Source organism: Acidaminococcus sp., from assembly GCA_022482815.1.
GTDB lineage: Bacteria > Bacillota > Negativicutes > Acidaminococcales > Acidaminococcaceae > Acidaminococcus.
The window spans coordinates 2,377,813-2,397,354 of the sequence record JAKVOM010000001.1; the positions used below are offsets into that span (position 1 = coordinate 2,377,813).

The following is a 19,542-nucleotide window of genomic DNA, read 5'->3' on the forward strand; positions in this document are numbered from 1 at the left end:
TTTCCGTTTAAAAATCAGCACTTTTCCAGAGTTTCAAGCAGATAATCCGTGAACTGCTCGTTCGTCGTCTTCGTTTCCTGGGAAATAACAACCTTCTTTTCCGTACGCGTGCAGATATCCAGCGCCTTGCTTAGTTTTTCACGTTTATCTCCATAACCGATATGAGCCATCATTTCACCCATGGCACGAATCAGGCTGCACGGATCAGCGTATCCTTCAAGGTGATGCTGTACGAGGTAATTGCCGACGCCATGAATAGCTTCGAACAGAGCATATTGGTCACCAATATTGGAAGAACTTGCCGTACCCAGACCTCCCTGGTATTCAGCGGCAATATCGGTCAGGATATCACCGTAAAGATTCGGCAGCACAAAGACTTCCATGCCTTCGTTGAACTTCGGGTCCATCATCTTGGCAGCCATGGAATCGATCAATTCCTCGCGAACCGTGATGCCGGGATACTGTTTTTCCATTTCGTGCGCAGCTTTCAGGAAGTTGCCGTCAACAAGCTTTACGATGTTCGCCTTAGTAGCCACGGTGATATTATGCTTGCCATTTGCCTTGGCAAATTCAAAAGCTGCACGGAAGAGTCTTTCCGCACCGGGACGGCTCAGTACCTTGAAGTCAACAGCAAGATCATCGTTTACCTGAATACCTTTATTGCCCCAGATGTACTCGCCTTCGATGTTTTCACGGAAGAACGTCCAGTCAATGTTCTTTTCGGGAATGCGAATCGGACGTACGGCGGCATAAAGCTGCAGATTCCGACGCAGCAGGCTGTTAGCACTCAGCATGTTTGGCCATTTGTCACCGGCACGCGGAGTAACAAACGGGCCCTTAACCAATACATCGCATTTCTTGCAGGCTTCCAGGACGGAATCAGGAAGGCTCTGTCCGCACGCAGCGCGTTCTTCAATGGTCATGCCTGGAATCAGGACAAATTCAACCTTACCGGATTTGATTTCATCAGCAAGCAAGCTCTTTGCTACCCGCAGAGCTTGTTTCATCAAGGTCGGGCCGGTACCGTCACCGGGCATGATGCCGATTTTGATGTGGCTCAGCTTCGTAAAATCTTTACGCGGCGGCAATTTTTTGATGGCGTCAATACGCTTTAAATCTTCACGAATCAACTGTCCGAATTTCTTTTCTGCTTCCTGAATCATTTTTTCCTGATCCATGTGATCCTCTCCTTACTCAAAATTGATTATCCAGTACTCGTTATTTTCAAACTATTCCGTATAAATCTTACGGTTTTATTGTATGAGAACGGGGCGGCTTTTACCAATACTTATGCTCCCATACGGATTATTAGAGAATTTCTATAATTTATTGTGTAAGTCATAGAGTAAGAGAACTAATATTAAAATTGATTAGTGGCTAGTGGCTAGTACACCCGTGCGGGTATTTTTCTTGGCGGATTCTTGATAGGTGTGCTATCGGACCAATTCCTGTTGTCATACTGAACACCCACCGCAAGCGGTTCCCCCTCTTATTTTTTTAGCAAAAAACAAGAGGGCGGCTGCCGTTATTGGGGGTTAGTTTGAATTTTACAAGTGTGCTATCGGACCTATTCCTGTTGTCATACTGAACACCCACCGTAAGCGGTCCACCCTTCCTTCCTAAAGGACGAAAAAGAAGCGATTCTCCACCGCTATCGTCAGTGCTTCCTACCGTCAGTGCTGACTGCGGTTTCCCTCTTCTTACCTTCCTCCACCACTTCGTGGTCCGCCCTCCTTCCTTAAGGACGGAGGTGGCAGAGGAATTCCAAACCTGATGGTTTGGCCAAATTACACGCGGCTTGAAAGGATGTCCCAGAGGAATTCCAAACCTTACGGTTTGGCTTAATTAGGAAAACAAGAGGACGGCTGCTTCTATTTTTGATTTCTATGGACGGAATACTTTTGCTTTCTTCTTATAAAATGCGCTATAATAGGTGCTGTTAAATTTTGATTTCTGAAGTAAAGGAGATTTACGATGTACTCATATAAAACTGAAGGCACTTGCTCCACGGCAATCCATTTTGACGTCAAGGACGGAAAGGTAAAGAATGTAAGTTTTGATAATGGCTGCAATGGCAATCTGCAGGGAATCGGCATTCTCGTCGAAGGCATGCCCGTAGACCTGGTCATCCAGAAATTAAGAGGCATCTCCTGCAGCGGAGGCCCTACTTCCTGTCCGGATCAGCTGGCAAGAGCCCTGGAGGCTTATAAAAAGAAAGCTGCGGAAAAGCACTGAAAATTGCCTTTGGCAAGAAGCCGAGACTATCTAATTACAAGTTTCAATTATCCGAAACAAAAATGGTCATCATCTCTCCTGAGCGAGAAATGATGACCATTTTTATTTTAAGTGAAACCTTACGCCATTACAGAGCAACCTGAGTAATGATGTAGACGACGATGATTGTCACGATACCCATGACACCAGTCATACCGGTCTGGCACTTATAAGCCTGAGACGTATTCATATCAGAGAACTGAGATACTACCCAGAAGTAAGAGTCGTTAGCATGGGATACCGTCATAGAACCGGCACCGATAGCCATAATAGTCAGTACACGGCCCAGAGGAGAAGTCAGGCCCAGTGATCCCAACATAGGTGCAATCATGGCGGAAGTCGTAATCATGGCAACCGTGGAAGCACCCATTGCGCACTTTAAGAGGGCTGCAATCAGGAACGGCAGGAAAACACCAACGCCAAGACCGAGCAGGGAATTACTCAATGCTTCGGCAATCGGGAGTTTTTGAATGATGGCACCGAAGGAACCGCCGGCACCAGTAATTGCAAGGATGGCTGCGGAGTTAGACACGCCTTCGGTAATCCATTTCAGCGTGGACTTCTTTTCGCTCTTCGGAATGAGCGTCATGGCAATAAACACACCGATAATCAGGGCAACGACCGGGTTACCGATGAAGGAGAAGAACGCCTTGAAAGCGCCTTTACCGAAAGGTGCGGACGGGAAGTCACCGATAGATTTCAACGTAATGAGAATGATAGGAAGCAGGATTGGTGCAAAGCTGTGAAGCGCGCCGGGCAAATGACCATATTTTTCTACCAGTTCTTCCACCGTATATTCAGGGTTTGCCGGGATATCAATCTTGGAAGAAACTTTCATGGCATAAATGTACGCTGCAAGCGTTGCCGGAATGGAGATGATAAGACCGACGAGAATGGTAAGGCCCAGGTCAGCGTTCAGGGTACCGGCCATGGCAATCGGGCCGGGGGTCGGCGGTACGAGGCAGTGCGTTGCGTACAGGCCGCCGGACAGTGCCGTTGCCATCACAGCGAGGGACGTCTTGGACCGGAATGCCAGAGCACGGGAAATCGGGCTCAGGATAACAAAGCCGGAATCACAGAACACCGGAATACCCGTTACGTAACCCGTAATGGCCATGGTCAGGACACTGCGCTTTTCACCGACCAGGTTCAGAATCGTATTAGCCATTGTCAGGGCAGCCCCTGTTTTTTCAAGAATGGTACCGATAATCGTACCGCAGAGGATGACGATACCGATATTGCCCATGATGCCGCCAAAACCGGTTTTGACAGTAGCGATTACTTTTTCCGGCGGAATTCCGCAGGCAAGACCGACCAGTATAGAAATGACGGTCATGACAATGAACGGATGCATGTCATATTTTTGAATAGCTACGATCATCAAAATGACCGCAATAAGAATAACTATGAAATAAAACATAATTGCCTCCCTTTCTAATTTCCTTCCTAAAAGAACGACGCATAACAAGGAAAAAGCATAGCTTCAGATTTTCCGGTCAGACATCGTCTCCATAGAACGCCAGCAGCATCCTGATAAAAAACTCCCGTTCAAAAGACGGATACTTTTCCATGTGAAGACTTTCGTAGAGACGTTTCATCCGATACTGGAGTGTATTCTTATGGATATTGAGAATGGCTGCTGCCTTCTGTACGGAGCCATCCTGCTCATAATAACAACGGGCCGTATCAAAAAGAATCTTAAGCTGCCCTTTGTCCATTTTCTGCCTGAGCTGCTTCATTTTGCGGTCTGCAAAAGGCTTCCCGCCATGAGATTCCAAGCGGTACAAAAAATAATTGAAGTGATTCTGTGGGGTTTCTGCCCAGGCAACCCGGTTTTTACCCCTTTGTAACACCAGTACCTCACGATAGGCTTCATTCAGCTCATCCAGGGAATCGCAGAGATGACTGATGCAAAGGCGTACGCCTTCATGCTCTTTGACGAAGGACTGCAACTCTGTAAAAAGTGTATCCGGAAGTCCATCATCTTCATCTGCAGGGAATGTATCTTCCGCCTCTTTTTTCTGCCACCCTTTTCCTGCACTGTGGAGAATCATAACGCTGTTGTCACGAATCCCGTAAAGATCTCCACTGGTAACGGAAGACGCCTTTGACACGATGCGTCCGATTTCTTCCGCTGTCTTATGCAGCTGTCTTGCCGCCTCATCACGTTTGGAAAATGTCACGGCAAAGAGCACCAGCGGAAACTCAAGATGCAGGGAAATCATACTGGAGAGCTGACTGATTTCATCCTTATGTTCTCCTTTTCCCAATAAATACAAATTGAGCAGCTGATTTCTCAGTTCGTTTTCAAAAGCTTCTTCCCTGTATTTTGTATGCTGCTGCAAAAATTGTGTTACATACACCCGCAGCAGATTGGCTGCATCTGCGGTCTCTCTCTCAGCTCCATACATTCCGATAACACCAATAATTTTGCCGTTTTCGCAGATGGGAAGATTATAACCTTCCTTGGCGCCGGGGTACTGGGCTTTATTTTCTTTGGTAATAAGCACCGGCACGCCCGTAAGCGCTGCCATTCTTGCCCCATGGTGATACGTTCCGATACGTTCTTTTTCTGTAGATGCAATGATAATACCGTCAAGGTTCATGATGTTGATGGTCCGCCCGCTTACAAGCGGAGAAGTCGCCTCTACGAACTCCTGGGCGAGTTTGGCAAATTCAGGTAAATCTATGTACCCCATCGGCATCGCCCTCCTTACAGAAACAGTCCGTCACCGGTTCCCAGGTGAACTGCCTTGATAGTTCCATCCTGCTCGATGATTTTCTTGAACAACCCGCCGGAGCAGTGATTGAAACCGATGAACCGCAGGCCAAACCCTTTCACAACTTCGATGGTTTTGCGAATTCTTTCTTCCGAAGCTTCCATCAGGTGCGTACCTCCCACAACGCCGATGATGGGCAGCTTGAAATGTGCCTCTACGGTGGAAAGGATGTTCAGGATTCCCGGATGGCTGCAGCCTACAAGCACGAAGAGTCCATCTTTCATCTTGTGTACGAAGCAGATCTCATCGCTGAAATCATCCCTGACAAGTTTGCCGTTATCCCGGATGACGAAGCGTTCGGGGATTGTTTCAAAATCATACTTCCGCTTAAAACCGCCGACGACATATTCTGTCTCACTGAGCTGCAGCACATCTTTGCAGACGCGGTGCTCAATACCATACTTTTTGAGGAATGATTCATCAAATCCATCCCCCAGATAGGTAGCTCTGATTCCGTCGAGGGCATACTTTTCCTTGAAATATCCGTCACCCGTAATCAGCGGCTGCCTGCAGCCGGCTTTGACAAAGTCGGGATAACCGCCGGCGTGGTCATAATGGCCGTGGCTGCCAATCATCACATCGACTTTCCGGATAGGAAGATTAAGAAGTCTGGAATTTTTCACCGTATCCCCATTAGGACCAAAGTCAAAGAGATAGGTGTGGACGCCGCAGTCCACAAAGAAAGAAAGTCCATGTTCATGATAAAGCGCCAGATACTCGGAGCCGCAGTCCTCCATAACTGTCATGAGTCTCATATTCTCACCCCCTTTTCCTACAAAATTTATCTGGATTATTTTCAGATAATTTACAATTTTATTATAGCAAAAATAAGTAAGATTGCATTGTTACAGGTACCAAATATATTATGTTGTTATTGTGATTTCAGCTATATTTCGGGACAATCATTTGTGGTTCAAATGAATTGCAGACGCGTGTAATGTTCCCTGCTCCCCTAGCATTCTTTCAGACTCCATGTTAGAATGCTCGTAAGAACACAGCAAGGGGGGATATGACCTTGACTTCAGGAATGGACATGACAAAAGGTCCTCTTTTGGGGAAGATTCTTCTATTTTCGCTTCCTCTGATGGCGACAAATATCCTGCAGATGATGTTCAACGCTGCTGATATCATCGTGGTCGGCCAGTTTGCCGGCTATACGAGTCTGGCTGCGGTTGGCAGTACGGCTCCGACGATTTACTTATTTATCAATCTGCTCATCGGATTTTCGATTGCAGTCAATGTCCTCGTAGCTAACTATGTAGGTGCCGGAAATAAGGACCGGGAAATTTTTCTTACCCTTCACACAGCTATGACTATAGGCATCTTCGGCGGTATCCTATTCGGTCTTATAGGTATTCTCGTCACACCGTGGGTACTGGAGCTGATGCAGACACCGGGTGATGTCATCGGCAAAGCCATACTTTATCTCCGCATCTATTTTGTAAGTACGCCTTTTCTGATGATCTATAACTACGGTACGGCCGCACTCCGTGCCATCGGCGATACGAGACGGCCGCTCATATTCCTTGTAATCAGCGGTATTACCAATGTGATTCTGAATTTATTCTTTGTCATTCAGCTTAATATGGACGTAGCCGGTGTCGGCTGGGCTACCGTCATCAGCCAGGTTGTCAGTGCTTTTCTCACCGTACGCTGCCTCTCCCATGAGAAGGGTCCCTGGAAGCTGCATCCGCGCTATTTTTGTCTGGACCGGAGGACACTCTATGAACTGTGCCGGATTGGGATTCCTGCCGGACTGCAGGCCTGCATGTTCAGTTTGTCCAACGTTGTTATCCAGGGCGCCATCAATACTTTCGGCAGTGTCATCGTTGCCGCCAACAGCGCCGCTATGAACGTGGAAAACTTTCTCTACATCGGGCTCAATGCATTCCATCAGGCCGGCATGACTTTTATCAGCCAAAACCTGGGTGCCGGGAAATGGGAACGGATCAAAAAAATTTTCCTTACCTGCGAGGCCCTCGTTATCAGTCTGGGCCTGTTAGAGAGTGCTGCCGTAATTTTCTGGGCACCGGATATGATTGAAATCTTTAACAATGATATCCACGTCATCGGTATCGGTGCCGACCGCCTGTACCGCATCGCAACACTTCAGGTAATTTTCGGCATTGCTGACGTACTGGTTGGCTGCATCCGCGGCTTCGGGATCAGTACGGTGCCTATGATTATCAATTTACTCGGTACCTGCGTGTTCCGTCTCGTATGGATTGGCCGTTTGTCCCTGCCGGACGATGGTATCCATCTTGTCTACCTTTCCTATCCGATTTCGTGGACTATCATTGTGATTGCGCTCGCTGTTTATTGGGTTTACCTCTATAGGAGAACAGAAAAAACGGTGATGAAGAAGAGAGCGTTGATGGAGGCAAAAACAGCATCTGCTAATAAGCAGGGCTAACAGTGGTAAGTGAAGGCAGCTAGCAGATTGCAGTTCGCAGTTAGCTGCAGATAGCTTGTGGGCAATAAATGCGCTTTTAGCTTTTGACATTTAGATTCGCCTGCGGCAGCAAGTGACGCCCTGGCGATTAATATGGAACAAAACAAAAACCACTCTTAATATATTATCCAGATGTAAAAAGTTTTTATAAGTTAATGACAAATTGCCGGATCAATTTTGTTACCACAAGCGACCGGCGACCAGCGTAAAAAAAAGACTGTGAAGAAATGAAGATTCATTCTCCACAGTCTTTTTTATATTCTTTATCTCACACGTTCGCCACAAACAGGGCGCGCATGGCATTCAGTACGGCCAGGATCAACACACCTGTATCCGCAAAAATAGCCAGCCAGATATTGGCAAGTCCCAGGGCACCAAGCACCAGACAGATTACTTTAATGCCGATTGCAAAGACGATATTTTCTTTTACGATGGTCATGCATTTTTTAGAAATGCGAATTGCTTTATCAATCTTCAAAGGATCATCGTCCATCAAAACAACATCCGCTGCTTCGATTGCCGCATCGGAACCCATGGCCCCCATAGCAACACCGACATCCGCTACAGAAAGGACAGGAGCATCATTGATACCGTCACCGACAAAGAGGACTTTTTCTTTGCCTCGTCTGAACTTAATAACTTCTTCTACTTTTGCGACCTTATCTTCCGGCAGCAGTTCACTGAATACTTTGGTGATGCCAAGGCGTTTTGCTGTATCTTCTGCCGTTTTACGTCCGTCGCCTGTCAACATCACACAGTCAATGCCATTATCCTGCATTTCCTTGACAGCTTCCCTGGAAGTATCCTTGACCACGTCAGAAATCAGGATATGCCCGGCGTATTCTCCATCGATAGCCATGTGAACCAGCGTACCCACCTGGTGGCACGGAATGCAGGCGATTCCCAGCTCACTCATGAGCTTATCATTGCCGGCAGCCACGGTATGACCATCAACCTTGGCAATCACGCCGCGCCCGCTCTTTTCCTGAACATCTGTCACGCGGCTGCGGTCCAGTTCCCTGCCGTGCGCCTTCTGCAAGCTCTTACTGATGGGATGGGAAGAAGCACTTTCTGCCAGGGCCGCATATTCCAGCAGTTTTTCATTGCTGATTTTGCTGTGGTGCACACCGGTGACTTCAAAGACACCCTTTGTCAGGGTTCCCGTCTTATCCATAATCACATAACGGGCATTCGCCAGCGTTTCCATAAAGTTTGAACCTTTAATCAAAATACCCTGCCGCCCGGCACCGCCGATTCCGGCAAAGAAAGTCAGCGGCACACAGAGCACCAGCGCACATGGACAGCTGATGACAAGGAAAATCAAAGCCCGGTAGAACCAATTGGACCATTCCGGTGCCAGGCCCATAATGCCCATCCGTACAAGCGGTGGAATTACGGCAAGGGCCAGTGCACTGAAGCAGACGATAGGTGTGTAATAACGGGCAAACTTGGAAATGAAATGCTCCGATTCGGATTTGCGGGAGCTGGCATCTTCTACCAGTTCCAGAATCTTTGTGACCGTCGACTCTCCGAATTCCTTCGTCGTCTTGATTTTGAGGACGCCCGTCATATTAATGCATCCGCTGATAACTTCACTGCCGGCAGCAACGTCCCGGGGAAGGCTTTCACCTGTAAGGGCTACTGTATTGAGGGAAGAGTTCCCATCAAGAACAACGCCGTCGATAGGAATCTTTTCACCGGGCTGGACGATAATCGTAGTGCCGACAGCTACATCATCAGGATTGACTTTAACGATTTTACCGCCGCGCTCGATATTCGCGTAATCTGGACGAATATCCATCAGTTCGCTGATATTGCGGCGGCTTTTATCTACTGCATAATCTTCAAACAGCTCACCGACCTGGTAGAATAGTACGACGGCGATAGCTTCGGTATATTCTGCATCTTTCATCACGCCAAGTCCAAAAGCCCCGAGACTGGCAAATGCCATCAGAAACTTTTCGTCAAATACCTGCCCGCGCATGATGTTATGGAGTGCCTCATAGAATACGTCATGAGCGATGATAATATAAGCAATGAGATACGGAATCAGATGAAGCAAACGGCTGCCGCCATACACTGAATCCGGTACTACGCTGGCAGCAATGGTAATGACTGCCGTGACCGCTATGCGAACTGCCATTTTCTTTTGTTCTTCATTCATAGCCAATCGCCTCTCGTTTATCAATTCAATATTATTTTAATTGAATTGACTTCAATTAAAAGTAAATTTTGCAATCTTCATCGACTTTATGGCAATTTTCCAGCACTTTGTTCATTACTTCTTGTGTATCTGCACCGTCGGAAAACTTCACTTTCATGTTGAGCAGCATGAAGTTAACGACCGCTTCATCAACGCCGGGCGTATGCTTAGCGGCTTGTTCCATCTTATCAGCACAAACAGCACAATCTACATCTATCTTATAACGCTTTGTTTTCATTACGTTTCCTCCTATAAGCTTTTCAATTAAAAGATTGTTTAATCGTTTGATTATGTTATACCCTTTTTTACAGGTGATGTCAAGAAAGAAAATAAAAGATGGACACATCGAGAAAAAGTGTACAGGAAGTGACAAAAAAATGCTGTGGTGCTTCGCACAGAAAGAAAGCTGTGGCGCTGTGGCCGCCCTTGGCGGCGGGCCTGCGTTGCTAAAAAAGAGACCGTGAAAAATAAAAGGTGCTTTTGGCATATGGCATTTAGCCCCGTCTGCTATTTAGTGAGTGGTTAGTGCGTAGTGGTTAGTACGCTAGTGCGAAAAGCAACTTGGCGGATTTCTCAGATAGATTGCAGGAATCAGTTAGTTTTTAACCCCTGCAAAGTGCCCAACAGTTTGCTTTCTTCAGTGGCGAACCGCGGCCAGCGACCTGCGTAAAAAGGCGCTGTGAAAAAATAAAAAGCGCTTTTAGCTTTTTGGCATATGGCATATAGCCCAGTAAAGTGGATAGTGGCTAGTGGAGAGTGGTTAGCACTGTAGTGCTGGCAGCTACTTTGGCGGATTCTTGAGATAGAATGCAGCGAGCAGCTAGTAGAAAATAAAGGCGCTTTTGGCTTATGGTATTTAGCCTCGCTACAGCAGTGTGGTGAAGGTTTTAATTCAAATAAATATGATGTAAAACCTGAAATTTAGCAGATAACCTAAATTTCAGGTTTTATTTTTTATAAGTTCAAAGAAAAATGCCTTGTCATTTTTCGTCCACAGGCGGAATGCGGGCTGCGGGCGGCGGAAAGCGTGAAAAAGGGCTGTGAAATAATGTGCACGCATTATTTCACAGCCCCTTTTGTTACGTATTTTATCCCCAGAGGGACAATAAGATGTGGTAGCAGATAAAGGTGACAATCCAGGCAACAATCAGCTGAAAGGCAGCTTCTTCAAAAGTCCACTTCCAGCTTCCGGATTCTTTCTTAATGGTAGCGAGGGCTGCCGTACAGGGAATGTACAGCAGGCAGAATACCATCAGACAGAAAGCATTGATGGAAGTAAAGCCAATGCCTTCGAGCGCTTGTTCAAAGTTGACCATGCCGCCTGCCGTCGTAGGATTCGAAATACCAAACAGGACAGCACAGCTGGAAACAACAACTTCCTTTGCCGAAATACCGGCGAGAAGTGCCAGGGTAATTTGCCAGAAGCCCAGTCCAATCGGCCGGAACATCGGAACCATCCAATGTCCAAGATAGGCACCAAAGCTCTGCGTCGGGTCTTCCGTATAGCCGGTGGGCCCAAAGTTGAGGATGAACCAGATAATGATGGTACCCAGGAAAATAATTGTACCGGCCTTTGCGAGATAACCTTTGATCTTATCAGATACATAAATGGCCACCGTACGCAGATCAGGCATTTTGTATTCCGGAAGTTCGATGAGCAGAAAATCTTCTTTATCCTTCTTCCGAATAATGTCCATCCAGTGAAGCAGCAGGGAAACCCCGATAGCTACAAGCACGCCGATGATGTACATTGAATAGGCTGCAACCATAGCATATTTCTTGAAGAAAATTTCCGAGAAGAGGATATAAATCGTCAGTCGGGCGTTGCAGCTCATGAAAGGAGTAACCAGCATGACTTTGTAGCGGTCCCTTTTGTTTTCCAGTCCGCGGGAAGCCATAATCGCCGGCACGGTGCAGCCAAAACCTACGAGCATAGGAATAAACGCGCGTCCGGAAAGGCCGACTGCACCCATGACGTTTTCCATGACGTAAGCAACACGTGCCATGTACCCGCTGTCTTCCAAAAAGCCCAGACTGAGGAACAAAATCAGGATGTTGGGCAGGAACGTCACGATTGTTCCGACCCCGCCGAGAGCCCCATCCAATACCAGAGACTGGAGTGGCTTGCTGACGTCGGCTGCTGTCATAATTTCTTCCAGATAATTCGAAAGCATTTCGATACCGGCTTCGAGGAATCCGCTCAGCCAGTCACCGACGGTAAAGGTCAGGAAGAAGATAAAGGCCATGACAGCCAGAAATACAGGAATGCCCCAGATATTGTTTGTGAAAATCTTATCCATGCGGTCCGTAAATTCATCGCGCTTTTCCTTATGCAGGACGACTTCACGAATAATTTCTTCGATAAAGTCATATTTTTCCCGAATAATTTCCACTTCATAGCTCTTATCCAGAACTTCCGGCAGTTCGACCGGATATTTTTCCATGACTTCTTTATCCTGTTCCAGCAATTTAATGGACGTCCAGCGGACATTGCTGATATCCAGATAATGTTCATGCAAATAAGCAGAAATCTGATCGATGCGGTCTTCAATATCATCGGAATAGACCATGGCGTATTCCTTATGATTCAACTGATGGCTGGAAGATTCGGGATGGTCATGAATCAGAGGGTCTGTAGAAGTAGAATCCTTATGGTGGGCAGCTGCGTGCAGCAGCACTTCGAGGCCCCTCCCCTTCCGCGCTGATACGGGAATGACAGGAATTCCCAGCATTTCCGGCAGGCGGTGCAGGTCGATTTCAAGGCCGCGTTTTTCTACGATATCCATCATGTTAAGGGCCATGACGACAGGCTTCCCAAGTTCCAGGAGCTGCAGCGTCAGATAAAGACTGCGTTCCAGGGCTGAAGCATCCACTACGTTGATTACGACGTCTACTTCATCGCTCAGGATAAACTGACGGGATACGATTTCTTCCATCGTGTAGGATGTGAGGCTGTATGTGCCCGGCAGGTCCACCAGACGAATATTCATATTATGGTGACGAATTGCACCTTCCACCTTTTCAACGGTTACGCCGGGCCAGTTAGCAACCTTGAGGTTAGCTCCCGTATAGGCGTTAAAAAGTGTTGTTTTCCCGCAGTTAGGGTTACCGATAAATCCAATTGTCAAATTTTGATTTGCTTCTTTTTCAGGCATTAGCGGCTCCCTTCTCTACTTCGATGTTGCGGGTCATATTGTAACCGAGGGCAAACCGGGTTCCCCTCAGAATAATAATCATCACACCTTTTCCCTTACGATTGACCACACTGATTTCCGTCCCCGGCGTCATACCAAGCGCCAACAGGCGTCGTTCCGTCTCAAACGGAAGATTCAGTTTGACAACTACACCGGACTCACCCTTCTTTAAGTCCTTTAACAGCATATGCCAAGTACCCCCATACTTATGATAGTCCCGGGAAGACAAAACTTCCTTCCCTGCTTTCCCGGAGAAAAGTAACAATTAAACAATTATTTAATCCTATTTTATTATACGCTAGTTTTTCAAAAAGTACACCCATAGAAAAACAGCTAAATACGCCTGTCCTGCATGTCACAGAAAAAGACGGCTGCAGCCTGCAGTCGTCTTACTTTTCTTTCGGACAGGCAATATCAATCAGCATTTCAATCATATGATGCAGCAGCCGTACGGCTTCCGTATCAGCCGCCCTGTAGTACATTTCCTTACCGACACGCCTGCTGACAATCAGGCCCTGTTTCTTAAGAACCTTTAAATGGTGGGAAATCGCAGGACTGCTCATATTCATGATAGCTGATAAATTAATGACACATTCCTCGTAATGACATAACAGCCAAAAAAGCTTCAGCCGTGAAGTATCGGAAACACTGCTGAAGAGTTCTGCCACTGCGGAAAAATCATTCGTCTCCGGCATATCACGCAGGATTGCGTTCAGTTTTTCACCGTGTTGATGCGGCAATTCCATGGATTTCACCTCACTTGTTTGTAAGTTTAATTATAACATATGTGACCAGGGGATAGAAAGCTGTGGTGCTTCGCGTGAAAGAAAGGACACTATCCTTCGCCACTTCGTGGCACCTCCTTCTGACTGCGTGGAGCGACCTGCGGATTTAAAGAAAGGGACTGACGCAGTTGTGCGGCAGCCCCTTTCTCTACTCATTATTTTTTTGGTGGAAGAATTTCCAGCCAGTACCCGTCAGGGTCGTTGATAAAGTAAATTCCCATGGCAGGATTTTCAAAGCAGATGCAGCCCATTTCCTGGTGTTTCTTATGAGCCGCCTCAAAGTCATCCGTTTCAAAAGCCAGGTGGAATTCGTTATCCCCCAGATCATACGGATCCTTCCGATCCTTGAGCCATGTCAGTTCCAGTTCATGGGCTGATGCATGGTCACCCAGATAGACGATGGTAAAATCAGGGGCTTCAATGCGTCTGATTTCATCAAGACCCAGAGCCTCTTTATAAAACTTCAGGCTTTTCTTAAGATCCAGCACATTGAGATTGTTATGAATCATCTTAAATTTCATCTAAAACACCTCTTTCATACTAAGTTACTTAGCATTCTTGAATTTGGGGTATAGAGAGATACAGGAACCTGTAAGCACCAGAATGATACCGAGTACCATGTTCCAGGTAAGCGGTTCATCCAGGAACAGGCTGGCAAAGAACGTCGTCAGCACAGGTTTGATGAAAAAGGCCAGCGACGCCGTAATCGGGTTCGTATATTCGATGGACAATGAATAGCAGGCAAAGCCGACGCCGGTCACCATAAAGGCAATATACAGGAAATTCGGCAGCGTATGCATGTTGAGGCCCTGTAAAATAGGAATATTCGTAAATACAGAAAGACCCTGATTCAGGAGAAAAGCTTCAACTGCAGGAATCTTTGTAAAGAGAATCAGAATAAAGAACTCGATACTCCCGAAAAGGAAACTGCCGCAGGTTACGGTAATCCCGCCCAGACGCTTTCCTTTTTCCTTGCCCATCACTGAATAAAGGCCAAAAGTCATGGCAGAAAGCAGGATAAATATAATACTGACCGTATCGTGAACCATGTTTAGGGGATTTACGATTGAAAGGATACCGGCCACACTAAAGACCAGAGAAACTTTGGTGAAGCCGTCAATCGGTTGCTTCCAGAGCAAATGATCAAACACCGCGACAAAAATCGGGTTGCAGCTGAAAAGCACGCCGCTGACAGAAGCCGTCCCATAGACGATAGCCAGCTGATAAAAAATCATACTGACAACGACGAAAACGAGACCCGATTTCACAAATAACTTACAATCATCCCTCGTTATCTCAGCATGCTTCTGCGCAAGGGAACGCCTCGCAAAGGGAATCAGAAACAATCCGCCTACAAAAAAGCGAAGTACCGTAATCTGCACGGGATGAAACATACCCGCAGAAAGCTTAAGTGCCGTTTCCATCGTCCCAAACAGGAACGCCGTCAGTAAAATAAAAAGATATCCCTTATTCATTTGCCCATCTGTCTTCCTTTATTTTTCACGCTTCGCCGATAATGCGGACTTCCGGTTCAAGCCGGACCCCTTTAAAGGCATAGACCTTGTCCTGCACGTCCTTGATCAATTGAAGGACATCTTTTGCGGTCGCGTGACCGCGGTTCACGACAAAGCCCGTATGTTTTTCTGATACTTGTGCATCGCCGACCCTATAGCCGCGCAGCCCTGCTTCATCAATAAGAGCGGCTGCATAATAGCCGGGCGGCCGTTTGAACATGCTTCCCGCACTGGGAAGCTCAAGAGGCTGCTTGGTACGGCGACGGTTCATGAAATCATCCATTTTGGACTGGATGCCTGCTTTGTCGCCCCGTTTCAAACAAAAGACGACACGAAGAATGACGCCCGGATGATCCTGAATGCTGCTGTGCCGATAACTAAAATCAAATTCGTCTTTCTTAACTTCCGCAATCCTGCCGTCAGGAAGTAATACAGAAGCACTTTCGACAACCTTCGACATATCTCCGTCATAAGCACCGGCATTCATCAATACAGCCCCGCCGACACTCCCGGGAATTCCGACTGCAAATTCCACTCCCGTAAGGCCTTCACGAGCAGCGAAGTTAGAAAGCGCAGCCAGGGAAACACCGCAGTCCGCCGTGATATGTTCACCGTCAGCCTGCATTTGCGTCAGGGCATTGCCCAGTTTAATAACAACCCCGCGGATACCGCCGTCACGGACGAGCAGATTCGACCCGTTGCCGATGATGGTTACGGGCACCTTCATCTCCCTGCCGAGCGTCAGCAAATCCTGGATTTCCTTGAAGTTTTCGGGCATGATGAGAAGGTCAGCCGGCCCGCCGATATGAAAGGACGTGTAATTCGCCATGGGAGTATGTTCCTCATAGCGGCCGTCACAATGTACATATGCATAAGTTAAGAGAGGCGCAAGATTCATTATTCGATAGCTTCCTTAATCGTATCCTGATAAGTCTTGGTCAGTTCGGCAATCATCATCTGAAAATGCATGAAGTTCTGGAGATAATCCATAGCGACCGGATTGAGTTTCAGCACATCCATCAGCTTATTGACCTTCTCTACTTTTTCAGGTTCCGGTTTCTTGCCCTGGTACTGAGCCATCTGGATGTCTGTCTGCAGATTGATATATTCCTTTACCATAGATTCTGCATCCTTATCCTTCTGCAGTTTTTCCTTGGCTTCATGTACCATTTTAAATTCATGGGTATCACGGATACCTTCACATAATTTAGTCATTTCATCATATACGTTCATCAAAAATTCCTCCTTAGCGTTTATACCCAATTATTTTAACATATTTTATAGAGAAAATGCAGTATCTGTCAGGGCTGCGCGCCGCTGAAAAAGCCTCCGATTTCAGTTTCAGGGCATGACATCATTAAGTACTTTATAGCTGTGAGCCTTATCATAATCAAAATGCCACCACTCATCGCTCGATGCAGTGAAACCTTCTGCCGTCATAAGACTCCTCAAAAGATCACGGCGCCAGCGATTCAGCTGAGTTCCACCGGGGAAAGCGGCATATTGGGCCGGAGAGATTTCATCAAAATCAGAAATCATAGAGATATTTTCTCCCGATTCCCGGTCATAGAGGCTTACATCCACGCTGCGGCCGCTGTTATGGGAATACCCTTCTGCCGGTGCCGGCAGCATGCCCGCATGTGCCGGGCCCAGTGCTTTGGAAGCTGCATCAAAGTCAGTCCAGGAGCGATAGCCTTCCCAAATGACAAGACCGTACCCATAGGCCTGTAACTTTTGCTGAACCCGTCCCAGCGCTGCCGCGGCCGTACGGTCAAGATAAGCTTTCTTACTCATTACAAGCGGTTCTCCGAACAAGTTATTGGCTGTCGTGTACCGCAGGTCCAGATGCACTCCGGGCACCACCGTCGTAATATCCACAAGGTCTGCCGTTTTTTCATAGGGAAGATTGGGCGGCTCTTCCTTGGCAGCAGTTTCCCGCAGTTGTTTGAGCGGTGAGGCCGGTTTAATCCGTCTGGGTTTACCGGTTTCACCTCTCGTAAAGATTCGGCTGAGACTGTAATTTCCGATGTTCAGGCTGATACCCCAGCCGCTGCGGTCCCGATTAAAACGAACTTCCGACGTAGAGTCGGTATTCGGACCCTTTTCCTTGAGCTCATAGGCATCGTAGTGTACTTTGGGCATGACATAAATATTGCTCTGTGTCATATCCCGATCCTGCATGAGAAAGGGGCATACCAGCTGCAGCTCGCCCTTTTCTTCGCGCACCGCGCAAAGGACTCCGCCACTGCGGTAAAAACCAACCAGTGCCTCTTCATCCTGCGGCATCTCATCCGGCTCATTTCCCAGAGCAGTATCCGTCAGAGAAGGCATTGACTCCGGAACATAGCCAAAATAAGTGCGGCGATTCAGTTCCAGACTCTGAGGAACATTCCCCTGCCCTTTTTTGAGCGTCACCGAGCTGACAGCCTTTGTTGTAGGGCCAATTTCTGCAATTTCATAGGATGAACCGCGCTGCGGATTGAGGAAATATACATTCCACAAATCCGGATCTTTTTCTTCAGTGCTCGCAGGATACAAAAAATAGAGACGATTATGTGCTGCCTTTACAGCCGCCGTTTCACTGCCGTTTTGATAATACCCGACAGCCCCTCTTTCTTCGAGGGTCAGCGGCTGCTGTGCTTTCGCCGCAAAAACGCTGGTTACAGACAGAGAAAGCAGGGACGTCAGTATCAGCGCATGAAATAAACTACGCTTCATCAATCATTCCTCCTTCGTATCTATACCATCTTCCGGAGTCGGATGTACATTTTCCACCACTTCCGCCACCCGTCTGTTGCTGCCTTTTTGAGATGCTTCCGGAACAGGCGGGAAAGTAATGATAAACGTCGTGCCTTCTCCGATCTTACTCTTTACCTGTACTTTGGCTTTATGGATGCGAATAATTTCCTTGGCAATCGCAAGACCCAGACCGGTTCCCGGGATATTTCTGGAATGAGATTTATCCACCTTATAGAAACGTTCCCAGATATAAGGTATATCCTCTTCCGGAATTCCATAACCGTGGTCCGAGACCATCAGAACCGGTTCCTTTTTGTCATTCTTCCGTACCTGGAAAATAATCGTGGAATCATCGGGCGAATATTTCATGGCATTGTCGCCCAGAATCATGACCAGCTGGAATAACCGGTCGCCGACGCCAAGTACCTGCACCTGAGAATCAATATATGTCTCCAGACGAATCTGACGCTTCTGGGCCTGCACTTCGATCATATTCACTACATTCTCAGCAATTTCACCGAGCGGCACAGGCTCGAGTTCCTGGTTTTCCTTACGCTGGAGACGGCTGATTTCCAGGAGTTCGTTAATCAGACGTTCCAAACGCTGTGTTTCGTTATTAATCAGTGTCTGATACTTATGAATATCTTTCGGATCCGTAACAGTTCCGTCAAGCATTGCCTGGTTATAGCCCTGTATAATCGTAATCGGCATGCGCAGCTCATGGGACACGTTGGACACAAAGTCGCGGCGCATCTTTTCCATCTTGCGCGTCTTCAGTACGAACTGTTCCAGATCACGGCTCAGGGAATTGAGGGAACGCCCCAGATCGGCGACTTCATCATCGCCTTTGACGACGACTTTCAGCGAATAATCGCCGGAAGCAATTGCCTTTGCCGCGTTTTTCATGGAAACCAGCGGTTTCACAAGACGGCGGGTCAGTCCTCTTACGATAATAAGGCTGGCCAGAAAAGCCACGATTCCGACAATAATCGTATAGATATAGATGTCTTTCATGACCTTATTCAGGCCGTCAATCGGTGCCGCCAGAAGGAGGGCCCCGCTGATGGAACCATGATTATCCATCATGGGCAGCCCGACAAGAAGCACCTGTTCCTTATAGTAAGGATGGAAAATGCGGGCGTTCACTTTCTTGCCGCCATAAACGCTCGAAAGGACTTCCTGCACCCGGTCATTCAGCGGGCCGCCTTCACGAAGCTGCTTATCAATGGCAGCCACTGATTTGGAAGGTCTCGTCCTTTCTTCCTGCGGATGCTCATGGGCCGAACGGAGATCCGCTTCCATATCGCCCCGGCTTTCGGAAGCCGCCAAAAGCCTGTTATTGGCATCAAAGACCCAGATACGGGCGCCGATAAGCTGGTCCACACTGGTCAGATACTGTCGCAGGATCAGTGTATCCGTATTCATCGTGTTGAAATAACGGACAATCAGGGCGACTTCGGACCCTTTCTGGTTGAGCTCGGCTTCCTTGGTACGGAAAAAGTAATCCGTAATCAGATAGGAAAGTCCGATGGAAATACCTACGATAATAATCATAATCAGGCCCATGTAACTATACATGAGCCTGGTACTTAGTGATTTTT

The 19,542-nt window shown here is 47.4% G+C and carries 17 protein-coding genes; 2 read left to right on the forward strand and 15 right to left on the reverse strand.

The features are described 5' to 3' along the window. Positions 1-14: 14 nt before the first annotated feature. On the reverse strand, positions 15-1,178 hold the full coding sequence (locus tag LKE33_10225; protein MCH3951294.1) for an isocitrate/isopropylmalate family dehydrogenase: 1,164 nt from the start codon (positions 1,176-1,178) through the stop codon (positions 15-17). 796 nt (positions 1,179-1,974) lie between these two features. On the opposite strand from LKE33_10225, the gene LKE33_10230 reads away from it, so the two are divergent. Beyond that, a complete protein-coding gene (locus LKE33_10230; protein ID MCH3951295.1) occupies positions 1,975-2,235 on the forward strand; it encodes a TIGR03905 family TSCPD domain-containing protein in 261 nt (86 codons plus the stop codon). A 127-nt stretch (positions 2,236-2,362) separates the two neighbouring features. Here the strand turns inward: LKE33_10230 and LKE33_10235 are convergent, their stop codons facing one another. The 3 genes from LKE33_10235 to LKE33_10245 form a co-directional block, all read right to left on the reverse strand. Then, complete coding sequence (locus LKE33_10235; GenBank protein ID MCH3951296.1) at positions 2,363-3,694, reverse strand: GntP family permease; 1,332 nt, start codon at positions 3,692-3,694, stop codon at positions 2,363-2,365. Positions 3,695-3,770: 76 nt separating this feature from the next. After that, positions 3,771-4,973 (reverse strand): helix-turn-helix domain-containing protein, encoded by a 1,203-nt coding sequence (locus tag LKE33_10240; protein ID MCH3951297.1) that lies wholly within the window; start codon positions 4,971-4,973, stop codon positions 3,771-3,773. Between the two features lie 14 nt (positions 4,974-4,987). Further along, the gene (locus tag LKE33_10245; GenBank protein ID MCH3951298.1) at positions 4,988-5,809 is read right to left on the reverse strand and encodes an MBL fold metallo-hydrolase; all 822 of its coding nucleotides are present in this window, start codon (positions 5,807-5,809) and stop codon (positions 4,988-4,990) included. A gap of 260 nt (positions 5,810-6,069) precedes the next feature. On the opposite strand from LKE33_10245, the gene LKE33_10250 reads away from it, so the two are divergent. After that, positions 6,070-7,467 (forward strand): MATE family efflux transporter, encoded by a 1,398-nt coding sequence (locus tag LKE33_10250; protein ID MCH3951299.1) that lies wholly within the window; start codon positions 6,070-6,072, stop codon positions 7,465-7,467. 307 nt (positions 7,468-7,774) lie between these two features. Here LKE33_10250 and cadA read toward each other — a convergent pair whose 3' ends face one another. The 11 genes from cadA to LKE33_10305 form a co-directional block, all read right to left on the reverse strand. Next, the gene (cadA, locus tag LKE33_10255; protein ID MCH3951300.1) at positions 7,775-9,670 is read right to left on the reverse strand and encodes a cadmium-translocating P-type ATPase; all 1,896 of its coding nucleotides are present in this window, start codon (positions 9,668-9,670) and stop codon (positions 7,775-7,777) included. Between the two features lie 55 nt (positions 9,671-9,725). Then, a complete protein-coding gene (locus LKE33_10260; GenBank protein ID MCH3951301.1) occupies positions 9,726-9,947 on the reverse strand; it encodes a heavy-metal-associated domain-containing protein in 222 nt (73 codons plus the stop codon). Between the two features lie 850 nt (positions 9,948-10,797). Beyond that, on the reverse strand, positions 10,798-12,864 hold the full coding sequence (feoB, locus tag LKE33_10265; GenBank protein MCH3951302.1) for a ferrous iron transport protein B: 2,067 nt from the start codon (positions 12,862-12,864) through the stop codon (positions 10,798-10,800). After that, on the reverse strand, positions 12,857-13,090 hold the full coding sequence (locus LKE33_10270) for a ferrous iron transport protein A (GenBank protein MCH3951303.1): 234 nt from the start codon (positions 13,088-13,090) through the stop codon (positions 12,857-12,859). Before LKE33_10270 ends, feoB begins: the two co-directional genes overlap by 8 nt. 202 nt (positions 13,091-13,292) lie before the next feature. After that, positions 13,293-13,649 (reverse strand): metalloregulator ArsR/SmtB family transcription factor, encoded by a 357-nt coding sequence (locus LKE33_10275; GenBank protein ID MCH3951304.1) that lies wholly within the window; start codon positions 13,647-13,649, stop codon positions 13,293-13,295. 194 nt (positions 13,650-13,843) lie between these two features. After that, a complete protein-coding gene (locus LKE33_10280; GenBank protein MCH3951305.1) occupies positions 13,844-14,209 on the reverse strand; it encodes a VOC family protein in 366 nt (121 codons plus the stop codon). A 24-nt stretch (positions 14,210-14,233) separates the two neighbouring features. Continuing rightward, positions 14,234-15,163 carry a DMT family transporter gene (locus tag LKE33_10285; GenBank protein MCH3951306.1) on the reverse strand — a complete coding sequence of 310 codons (930 nt, stop codon included), beginning with the start codon at positions 15,161-15,163 and terminating at the stop codon, positions 14,234-14,236. 25 nt (positions 15,164-15,188) lie between these two features. Then, positions 15,189-16,100 (reverse strand): UDP-N-acetylmuramate dehydrogenase, encoded by a 912-nt coding sequence (gene murB, locus LKE33_10290; protein ID MCH3951307.1) that lies wholly within the window; start codon positions 16,098-16,100, stop codon positions 15,189-15,191. Continuing rightward, on the reverse strand, positions 16,100-16,435 hold the full coding sequence (locus LKE33_10295; GenBank protein ID MCH3951308.1) for a YlbF family regulator: 336 nt from the start codon (positions 16,433-16,435) through the stop codon (positions 16,100-16,102). The genes murB and LKE33_10295 overlap by 1 nt, the downstream gene beginning before the upstream one ends. Before the next feature lie 108 nt (positions 16,436-16,543). After that, positions 16,544-17,920, reverse strand: coding sequence for a peptidase (locus LKE33_10300; protein MCH3951309.1), 1,377 nt, complete (start codon positions 17,918-17,920; stop codon positions 16,544-16,546). 3 nt (positions 17,921-17,923) lie between these two features. Further along, complete coding sequence (locus LKE33_10305; GenBank protein MCH3951310.1) at positions 17,924-19,519, reverse strand: cell wall metabolism sensor histidine kinase WalK; 1,596 nt, start codon at positions 19,517-19,519, stop codon at positions 17,924-17,926. Positions 19,520-19,542 lie beyond the last annotated feature (23 nt).

Excerpts from the sequence above, each read along its gene's own strand:
- LKE33_10225 (MCH3951294.1), bottom strand. The coding sequence starts at position 1,178 with ATGGATCAGGAAAAAATGATTCAGGAAGCAGAAAAGAAATTCGGACAG.
- LKE33_10230 (MCH3951295.1), top strand. The coding sequence starts at position 1,975 with ATGTACTCATATAAAACTGAAGGCACTTGCTCCACGGCAATCCATTTT.
- LKE33_10235 (MCH3951296.1), bottom strand. The coding sequence starts at position 3,694 with ATGTTTTATTTCATAGTTATTCTTATTGCGGTCATTTTGATGATCGTA.
- LKE33_10240 (MCH3951297.1), bottom strand. The coding sequence starts at position 4,973 with ATGGGGTACATAGATTTACCTGAATTTGCCAAACTCGCCCAGGAGTTC.
- LKE33_10245 (MCH3951298.1), bottom strand. The coding sequence starts at position 5,809 with ATGAGACTCATGACAGTTATGGAGGACTGCGGCTCCGAGTATCTGGCG.
- cadA (MCH3951300.1), bottom strand. The coding sequence starts at position 9,670 with ATGAATGAAGAACAAAAGAAAATGGCAGTTCGCATAGCGGTCACGGCA.
- LKE33_10260 (MCH3951301.1), bottom strand. The coding sequence starts at position 9,947 with ATGAAAACAAAGCGTTATAAGATAGATGTAGATTGTGCTGTTTGTGCT.
- feoB (MCH3951302.1), bottom strand. The coding sequence starts at position 12,864 with ATGCCTGAAAAAGAAGCAAATCAAAATTTGACAATTGGATTTATCGGT.
- LKE33_10270 (MCH3951303.1), bottom strand. The coding sequence starts at position 13,090 with ATGCTGTTAAAGGACTTAAAGAAGGGTGAGTCCGGTGTAGTTGTCAAA.
- LKE33_10275 (MCH3951304.1), bottom strand. The coding sequence starts at position 13,649 with ATGGAATTGCCGCATCAACACGGTGAAAAACTGAACGCAATCCTGCGT.
- LKE33_10280 (MCH3951305.1), bottom strand. The coding sequence starts at position 14,209 with ATGAAATTTAAGATGATTCATAACAATCTCAATGTGCTGGATCTTAAG.
- LKE33_10285 (MCH3951306.1), bottom strand. The coding sequence starts at position 15,163 with ATGAATAAGGGATATCTTTTTATTTTACTGACGGCGTTCCTGTTTGGG.
- murB (MCH3951307.1), bottom strand. The coding sequence starts at position 16,100 with ATGAATCTTGCGCCTCTCTTAACTTATGCATATGTACATTGTGACGGC.
- LKE33_10295 (MCH3951308.1), bottom strand. The coding sequence starts at position 16,435 with ATGAACGTATATGATGAAATGACTAAATTATGTGAAGGTATCCGTGAT.
- LKE33_10300 (MCH3951309.1), bottom strand. The coding sequence starts at position 17,920 with ATGAAGCGTAGTTTATTTCATGCGCTGATACTGACGTCCCTGCTTTCT.
- LKE33_10305 (MCH3951310.1), bottom strand. The coding sequence starts at position 19,519 with ATGTATAGTTACATGGGCCTGATTATGATTATTATCGTAGGTATTTCC.